We start from the raw sequence: 7373 nt of genomic DNA on the forward strand, positions 1-7373 counted from the left end.
AGTCCGGCACGTCGCTTGCTTTGTTCACACCACGATCACACCGTGACGAGAGGACGATGTGGAGAATGCTGTCTCGAGTTCACGAGGTGTTAATTACGATGGTCGTGGCGCTGCGTCATTGCTGCGCTTTCTCGAATCGAGAGAGCGCTCGGCTACGATATCTATCTTACGATCGTGCGCGACTGCCGGCTGCTGCTTCCGGTCGCCGCACCGTTCTCCACCGCAGCGCTCTTCGCAGCCCACGTGCTCGCGAGCTTTCTGCTGCTCGTGCCGTTATTCGCCAGCGTGGTCTTCGCGGAAGCACTGTTGGCGCTCTATGGCACTGCGATGGCGGCGGTGCACGTCATCCGCGCGGACAACGATCCACGGCCGGGAGCTGCAGATCACCACTAAAGCGCTGGTCGCCATCTCGGCGGCAGCCTCTTTCTTATCGGCGGCGGCCCCATGGCTCGGCCAAACATTTGTCATGAGGCTGCTCGCGTCGTTCATCGTCAAGCTGTTGCGTGCCGTGTGCAAGAAGCTGTTGCAAATCCTCTCATCGGTCGGCATAGCGGAGAACGCTTGGCTCGATATTGTGGTGGCGAGGGACGATCTTACCGAGCATCGCGTCTTCGTAGCCCAGTGCAGGCTGCAGAATTCTCCCAGAGAGCTGTCGAAAGAGCTCGGCATCGCATTCCGTGGCAGCCGCTTGCCGTACGGAGCACTGGTCGTCGGTGCCGGGGTAGTACGCGCCAAAAGGCTGATCAACAACCGTCAGCAGTTCGCAAGTCTGCTCGATGGCTGCGATCTCCGGGTTGCGCTGGTGCAATATTATCTCAGCGTGGTGCGCTCCACCCACTCGCGGCCGACCATTGTCGAGCTGGATGTCGAACATCCTCATCAACAAGCGATAGACGCCTGCGATCGCGGGAGCGAGGCGGCATTTCGCCGTTCCGCGCAGGCGGGTCGAGCGCCGCTCGCTCTCAGCCCTATGGTAAAGTCCCTGGTCGATGGCGCGGCGCTCCCTTTCGACCGCTGCGGCAGGGCGGCAAGCCCATAAGACCGAAAAGGCTGACAAGGCGAATTGCGAATACTGCGCGACTGCACCCTTCAGGGATTCTTGTGCTCCTGCTGCGGCTGCAGTGTGTCCACCAAGGGCGGGGCCCGCAAAAGTGCGGTGGCGCGGCAGATCAATCGCGCGTGCTAAACAGCGAAAGAGGGAGTGAGGGATGCGTGCTTGCGAAATCGCCGTCGTCGGCCTCGGCCTGATAGGGAGTTCTGCGTTCCATGCGCTGGTGCGTCGTGGGGCCGACGTGCTCGGATTCGACCCTCTTGTCTTGGGCGAGGCTCGCGGCTCGTCGCATGGCTCATGCCGAGTGTACCGACGCTTCAATTTCGAGAGCGCGGCTTACACGGAGCTTAGCGATGCTGCCCTCAAGGGATGGCGGATGTTGGAGGCCGCCAGCGGACGAACAATCCTCATGCCGACCCACGTACTCGAAGCAGGACCTCCCGGATCGAAGATGGTGGCCGACTCCCGCGCCGCCGCGCTCAAGGACGCCGTCCCCGGTCCGGTCACGGGAGCGGAAGCAAACGCCGCATTTCCCGCGTTCCGGCTTCCGGATAATTGGGATGTGGTCGTCCAGGAAAGCGGCGGGATCCTGTTGGCCGAAGCGGCGATCCGCGCGTTTCGCGAAGGCGCCGAACACCGCATCATTCTGGCTCCGGCCCGAATACGGCCGGTGGCCGCCGGCATCCGTATTTCAATGCCCCGAGAGGTAATCTTGGCCGAGAGGGCCATCATTGCTGCAGGACCGTGGATTGCCGGGCTAATCCCGGGACTCGCACGACACTTAAAGATCACCCGACAAACGGTCGGTTGGTTCAAGCCGGCCAAACCCGAATTGGTGCGTTACGGCGAGTTTCCGGCGTTTATTGTCGAAGGGGAGAAAGGAGTGGTCTACGGCTTTCCCGATTTCGAGGGACGAGGCGTGAAGGCTGCACAGCACGACCAAGGGCCAGTCGTGGGGGCAGACGCCTGGCACCCGCCGCCAACGGACGCAGAACTGGAGACTGTCGGATTGACACTAGCTGAATTGGTTCCCGGTGCGGCGGGGCCAATCGTCGAGCGCGATATCTGCCTCTACACGAACACGCTGCGAGCAGACCTGCAACCGGACGAGGGCAACGAATTCATCATCGATCGACTTCCGGCCGACCCCCGCATCGTCGTTGCGTCGCCTTGCTCCGGTCACGGTGCGAAGTTCGCCAGCGCGATCGGTACGATGCTCGCGGATCTGGCACTCGATGCGAAGCTGATAGCGCCGAACGCGTTTCGGCTCGACCGTTTCAGCGGCGTCGCGCCGCCAAACTCCTGAGACGTCAATTGGCATCCAATTCTGGAATTGCAGACAATGGCGTAATTGCGGTCGTGGGCTCGGGCACCAATGGAGCTCCCGCAAACAACCAATTCGCATCAACTGCCATGAAGCACTATGTTGGGCCGGAAACCGCAGTGTGCGTGGTCGGCGAGACGGGGCAAGTGAGTCTTTGAAGGCCGCCCGTAATCGGTCTGTGCCGGGAATGCCCCAGCTGATCAAGTAGCTCGCAGGAGGGCACCGTCAAGTTAACGAATTGGAGCGGCCGAGGGGGTAGACGACGGGCATGCCGACCGCCCGGGACCCTCTTTATCTCCGCCATCGCTTCCCACCGGAAGTAATCAGCTATGCCGTTTGGTTGTATTTCCCGTTTCCCTTAAGCTTGCGCATGGTCGAGGAAGTGCTGGCAGCGCGTGGCATTGGCGTAAGCTATGAAACCGTGCGCCAGTGGGACGGAACATTCGGCAAGCCGTTCTCCGATCGAATCTGCCAGCGCGCTCCCGCTCGCGGTAACAAATGGCATCTGGACGAGGTCGTTATCTCGATCGCGGGCGAACAACATTGGCTCTGGCGCGCTGTCGACCAGAATGGCTTCGTTCTCGACGTTTTGATCCAGCGCCGAAGAGACTTGCGCCCTGCGCAGCGGCTCATGAAGAAGCTCTTGAAATCCGCCGGCACACCGCCGCGCGTGATGTTCACGGACAAGCTCCGTTCCTACGGCGCTGCCAGGGCAAAGATGGGCTTTCACGTCGAACATCGCCGGCACAACGCTCTCACCTATCGGGCCGAGAATTCTCATCGGCCGACGCGGCGACGCGAGCGGATAATGAAGCGTTTCAAATCGTCCCGTCAGGCTCAACGGGTTCTGGCAGTTCACGATCAGGACGCGAACCTTTTCCACATCCCCTATTCCGGAGCCGTCACTGCCGACTTCCGTCGTGCTTCACGCGAACGAGCCTTTGCGACTTGACGCGAGATCTCCACGACAAGCGCTATCGCCGAATCTCGAACCTTTGAGAATCGCCTCCTTCAGCTCGGCGGTCGATTAAGTTGACGATGCCGTGAGTGGCCCTTGCGGATAGAGCCGCCCCCTGGCTTCTAGAGGGCGATCGGACGGCGAGCGGTACGGCCCGGCAATGGCGGAGGTCACGGCTATTTTCCGCCGGCGCGGACCGCGCCTTTGTGCGAAACAAAATAGCCGCGCCTCTGCCATCTCCCCCTCGCTTCGGCCCTTCGCTTTGCGTCGGGTTCTGGTCCGTTCCACCTGCCGTCAGATGATCGCCACGAAGGCCACGATGGGCGCGGCCGATCCGGCAAAGGACGTCCCCCATGACGACCGACCTCGACGGCCCTCATTTCGAACGGCTCCATGCTTCGTCCCCGACCGATCGCGTTCTCGCCGAATTCGCGCCTGCCGTTCGTAGCGGCGCAACTCGTTTGCCTCGATGTCCCGAATGAGCAGGTCCATCCATGGCTTGACTTCCTGAAGCGGCTCGCTTTCCGCGCCGACCTGCGAACTTATGGCGAGCCTCCTCTCCTTCAGCTTCTGTTGCGCCCTCTTCTTCTCGCGAGGCCCCGTCGCCTGCGCCTTCCAACGCGGCCAGGCGCGCCTGCGCATCGGCCCTCTCCATTATCGCAGCAGGGAATGAGCGCAATTCATTAAGGCCGAAGGTTCGCCAGGCGATGCGATACGGCATTCGCCTCAATACCGGCAAAGGCGCCTCTATCCGCAAGGCTCGAGCTCACAGGAACGGTCATGACCAGTCCGCGGCCAACCGGTCTCGATTGCGGCGGGGACCAGGAAGCGCGCGACGCCCCGCCGGAACTGGAGCAGCAGCAGCGCAGAGCGAAAATCCATCCGGGCCGAAGGCGGTGCGCCGAATCCACGTCGAAGCCGCGACGGATTGGTGGATACCGAGGACGTGCTAGTCGAGACGAACGATCTGCGCCGTTGCCGGCACGGAAATTGCTGTCTTCACCATCGAGCGTGCTGGTCAGCGCGATGTATGGAGATTGACAATGTCGTTCGTGTCGACCGTCATAGAACGTCTGAGTCTATTCAAAGAAGGTGAGTTCTCTCTCCGCCCCTGATGACCAGAGGGACGCTTCAATCGCTCGTCATGCCGGGATTTGGAAGCACGCGAAAGACGCATGAGCTGACGACGGCAGGCAGGACATGCTGAGGCTGCCAATTCGCACCCTGCAAACTCAACAATGGGATATGAGTAAGGTTTTCATGAACCATCGGCCCGTGCCCCCAACACGAAGGAGAGCGAGATGAATCGGCCGACGGCTACTACGGAAGTAGATCTCCATGACTTACGGATTACTGATCCGCTCATTGGGAAATGCCGGCAATTGGTGAGGGAGGTGACGCTCCCTTATCAGTGGGAGGCGCTGAACGACCGTATTCCCGAAGTCCCGCCGAGCCATGCGATAGACAACTTTCGGATCGCCGCCAATCGAGCAAGTGGCGAGTTCTACGGCCCGGTTTTCCAGGACAGTGATGTGGCGAAATGGCTGGAAGCAGTCGCCTGGTCGCTATGCGAAACATCCAATCCAGAACTGGAGAAAATCGCCGATGACCTGATTGAACTGATTGCGGCCGCCCAGTGCGGCGACGGCTATCTGAACACTTATTTCACGGTAAAGGCGCCTGGGGAGCGCTGGAGCAACTTAAGCGAATGCCACGAGCTTTACTGCGCCGGCCACTTGATTGAAGCGGGCGTCGCTTTCTTTCAGGCGACTGGCAAAAGGCGCTTACTGGAGGTCGTTTGCAGGCTTGCTGATCACATCGCCGTGGTGTTTGGCCCGGAGCGCCATCAGTTACACGGCTATGATGGCCATCCGGAAATCGAACTCGCATTGATACGCCTCTACGAAGCGACGCTGGAGCAGCGATATCTCACACTGGCGAATTATTTCGTGGAGCAACGCGGCAGGGAGCCGCACTTCTATGACATAGAGTATGAGAAGCGATCCCGTCACCGCAAAGCAAACGTCGAGCCCTGGATGGTCAGAGATAAAGCCTATAGCCAGGCGCACCTGCCGGTCTCGGAGCAGCGGAATGCAACAGGTCATGCGGTTCGGTTTGTATACCTCATGACTGGGGTTGCCCATCTGGCGCGTCTGCTTCAGAACGAGCAGCAACGCCAAGCTTGCCTGCGGCTATGGCAAAACATGGTGCAGCGGCAGATCTATATCACCGGCGGCATTGGTTCGCAAAGCGCGGGCGAAGCGTTCAGCAGCGACTACGATCTGCCGAACGATACTGCGTACGCGGAAAGCTGCGCGTCGATTGGCCTGATGATGTTCGCCCGCCGGATGCTGGAGATGGAGGCGGACAGTCGCTATGCCGATGTGATGGAGCGTGCGCTCTATAACACCGTTCTGGGCAGTATCGCGTTAGATGGACGCCATTTTTTCTATGTCAATCCACTCGAAGCTCATCCCAAAACACTGCGGTCCAACCGCATCTACAGTCATGTCTCGCCGGTACGACAGCGCTGGTTCGGCTGCGCCTGCTGTCCGCCAAACATCGCGCGCCTTTTCACATCAATTGGTCATTACATCTACACGCCACGCTCCGACGCGCTCTATGTCAATCTCTACGTTGGCAACAGCGTGGCGTTACCGGTCGGAGAGCATACGCTGCGACTGCGCATGAGCGGGAACTATCCCTGGGAGGACCAGGTGGAGATCGCCGTGGAATCGGAGCAGCCAATCACGCACACGCTCGCGCTGCGCCTGCCGGAATGGTGCAGCGCGCCAGAGGTCAGACTGAACGGCGAACCAGTCAATTGCGAGTCGTGCAAAGGCTATTTGCACATTCACCGCACGTGGCGGCAGGGCGATCGCTGCAAATTGCAGCTGCCCATGAAAGCACGCCGCGTGTATGGCCATCCACAACTTCGCCACCTGGCCGGCAAAGTGGCTATTCAGCGTGGCCCCCTAATTTATTGTCTGGAAGAAGCCGACAACGGGCCGGAGCTACATAATATTTGGCTGGATGCAGACAGCCAATTTTCGCTTGTTGAAGGCAAGGGCCTCTTTGCCGGCAAGAGTTTGCTGCAGGCTGATGGCTTTCGTTTGCAACACAGGCTCTCTGAGGAAGCACCGCTTTATCACTACGACAACGTGCCTGGACAGCGGCAAACGCAGCGTTTGACATTCATTCCGTGGTTCAGCTGGGCCAACCGCGGCGAAGGTGAAATGCGGATCTGGATTAATGAGTGGTGACTGAGGCCATAATCGGGACCTATTTGAAGCAACTTGGCCGGAAAGAAGAGCATAGGTTGAGCGCCGGCATAGGCTGCTCGTCGCACGCAGCAGAAGGTGCTTTCAGGAGCGATGGCTTGGTCGATGCTTCGGCTTGGTTTTTGGTCCTTCTAGCGATTTCAATCCCATCGACCGTCAAGACGTGCGTTGGAACCGGTGAACCGTTGAGAGGCTGACAGGCGTCAGCCTAACCACTTGCTGGAGATCGCATTCAGCTGGCCTGGTCGCAATCGGAGCATACGAAGCGCGCGACATCCTTCGGCGTAAACTGGAGCTGCGAGGCTGAGCGGAGTTCACCGAGGCCGAACGTTTGTAGGTCGTCGTTGAAGTCTGAAAGCCGAGGCGATAAACCGCTGCACAATCTTACGATTCTGATCCAGAGTGTTCAGGACTGGCGGTCGCCGATTCCTGCGTGATAACAGCTACCATCCGCGGGTAAGACGATATGGTGAGTATTGCGCGTTAATCCCCAGCACGTCATTCGTTTTGGTTTACCGAGGGAGAGCGGACATGGTGCTGAACAGTCGAAAGGTCATCTTTTACGACGACACCAGGTTGCAGCTAACTTGCCTGCCCGAATCTGGCGCAAATTCGCTCATTTCAATATTGGCGCCCGCCTAACTTCCTCTCGGGTGGTCGGCTTGCGAAGGTTGCCGGACGCGAGAAGGCGGAGCTACCAGCTTACGGCGCATAACATCGCACGGTCGATCGAGGAACCCTTGGTCGCTCAGATAGGTA

General features: G+C 59.5%; 5 protein-coding genes and 1 pseudogene. 5 read left to right on the top strand and 1 reads right to left on the bottom strand.

Going from position 1 to position 7373, the window contains the following annotated elements; all coding sequences use genetic code 11:
* The first annotated feature begins 174 nt into the window (after positions 1-174).
* The 4 genes and pseudogenes from K359_RS0145950 to K359_RS0145965 all read left to right on the top strand — a co-directional run bounded on the left by K359_RS0145950 (position 175) and on the right by K359_RS0145965 (position 3406).
* Positions 175-393 (top strand): hypothetical protein, encoded by a 219-nt coding sequence (locus tag K359_RS0145950; RefSeq protein ID WP_029085031.1) that lies wholly within the window; start codon positions 175-177, stop codon positions 391-393.
* Between the two features lie 73 nt (positions 394-466).
* A complete protein-coding gene (locus K359_RS58055) occupies positions 467-1039 on the top strand; it encodes a hypothetical protein (protein ID WP_051346818.1) in 573 nt (190 codons plus the stop codon).
* A gap of 169 nt (positions 1040-1208) precedes the next feature.
* Complete coding sequence (gene solA, locus K359_RS0145960) at positions 1209-2357, top strand: N-methyl-L-tryptophan oxidase (RefSeq protein WP_029085032.1); 1149 nt, start codon at positions 1209-1211, stop codon at positions 2355-2357.
* Positions 2358-2643: 286 nt separating this feature from the next.
* Positions 2644-3406, top strand: a pseudogene (locus K359_RS0145965) (IS6 family transposase).
* Between the two features lie 221 nt (positions 3407-3627).
* Here the strand turns inward: K359_RS0145965 and K359_RS0145970 are convergent.
* Positions 3628-3975, bottom strand: a complete 348-nt coding sequence (locus tag K359_RS0145970; protein ID WP_029085034.1) for a hypothetical protein — start codon at positions 3973-3975, stop codon at positions 3628-3630.
* Between the two features lie 659 nt (positions 3976-4634).
* Between K359_RS0145970 and K359_RS0145975 the strand changes: the two genes are divergently transcribed.
* The gene (locus tag K359_RS0145975; protein ID WP_029085035.1) at positions 4635-6596 is read left to right on the top strand and encodes a glycoside hydrolase family 127 protein; all 1962 of its coding nucleotides are present in this window, start codon (positions 4635-4637) and stop codon (positions 6594-6596) included.
* Positions 6597-7373 lie beyond the last annotated feature (777 nt).

The sequence above is a fragment of the Bradyrhizobium sp. th-b2 genome, from assembly GCF_000426785.1.
GTDB classification, from domain to species: domain Bacteria; phylum Pseudomonadota; class Alphaproteobacteria; order Rhizobiales; family Xanthobacteraceae; genus Bradyrhizobium; species Bradyrhizobium septentrionale.

What these genes read in the sequence shown, in the direction of transcription:
- K359_RS0145970 (WP_029085034.1), bottom strand. Translation starts at nt 3,975, where the DNA reads ATGCGCAGGCGCGCCTGGCCGCGTTGGAAGGCGCAGGCGACGGGGCCT.
- K359_RS0145975 (WP_029085035.1), top strand. Translation starts at nt 4,635, where the DNA reads ATGAATCGGCCGACGGCTACTACGGAAGTAGATCTCCATGACTTACGG.
- K359_RS58055 (WP_051346818.1), top strand. Translation starts at nt 467, where the DNA reads ATGAGGCTGCTCGCGTCGTTCATCGTCAAGCTGTTGCGTGCCGTGTGC.
- solA (WP_029085032.1), top strand. Translation starts at nt 1,209, where the DNA reads ATGCGTGCTTGCGAAATCGCCGTCGTCGGCCTCGGCCTGATAGGGAGT.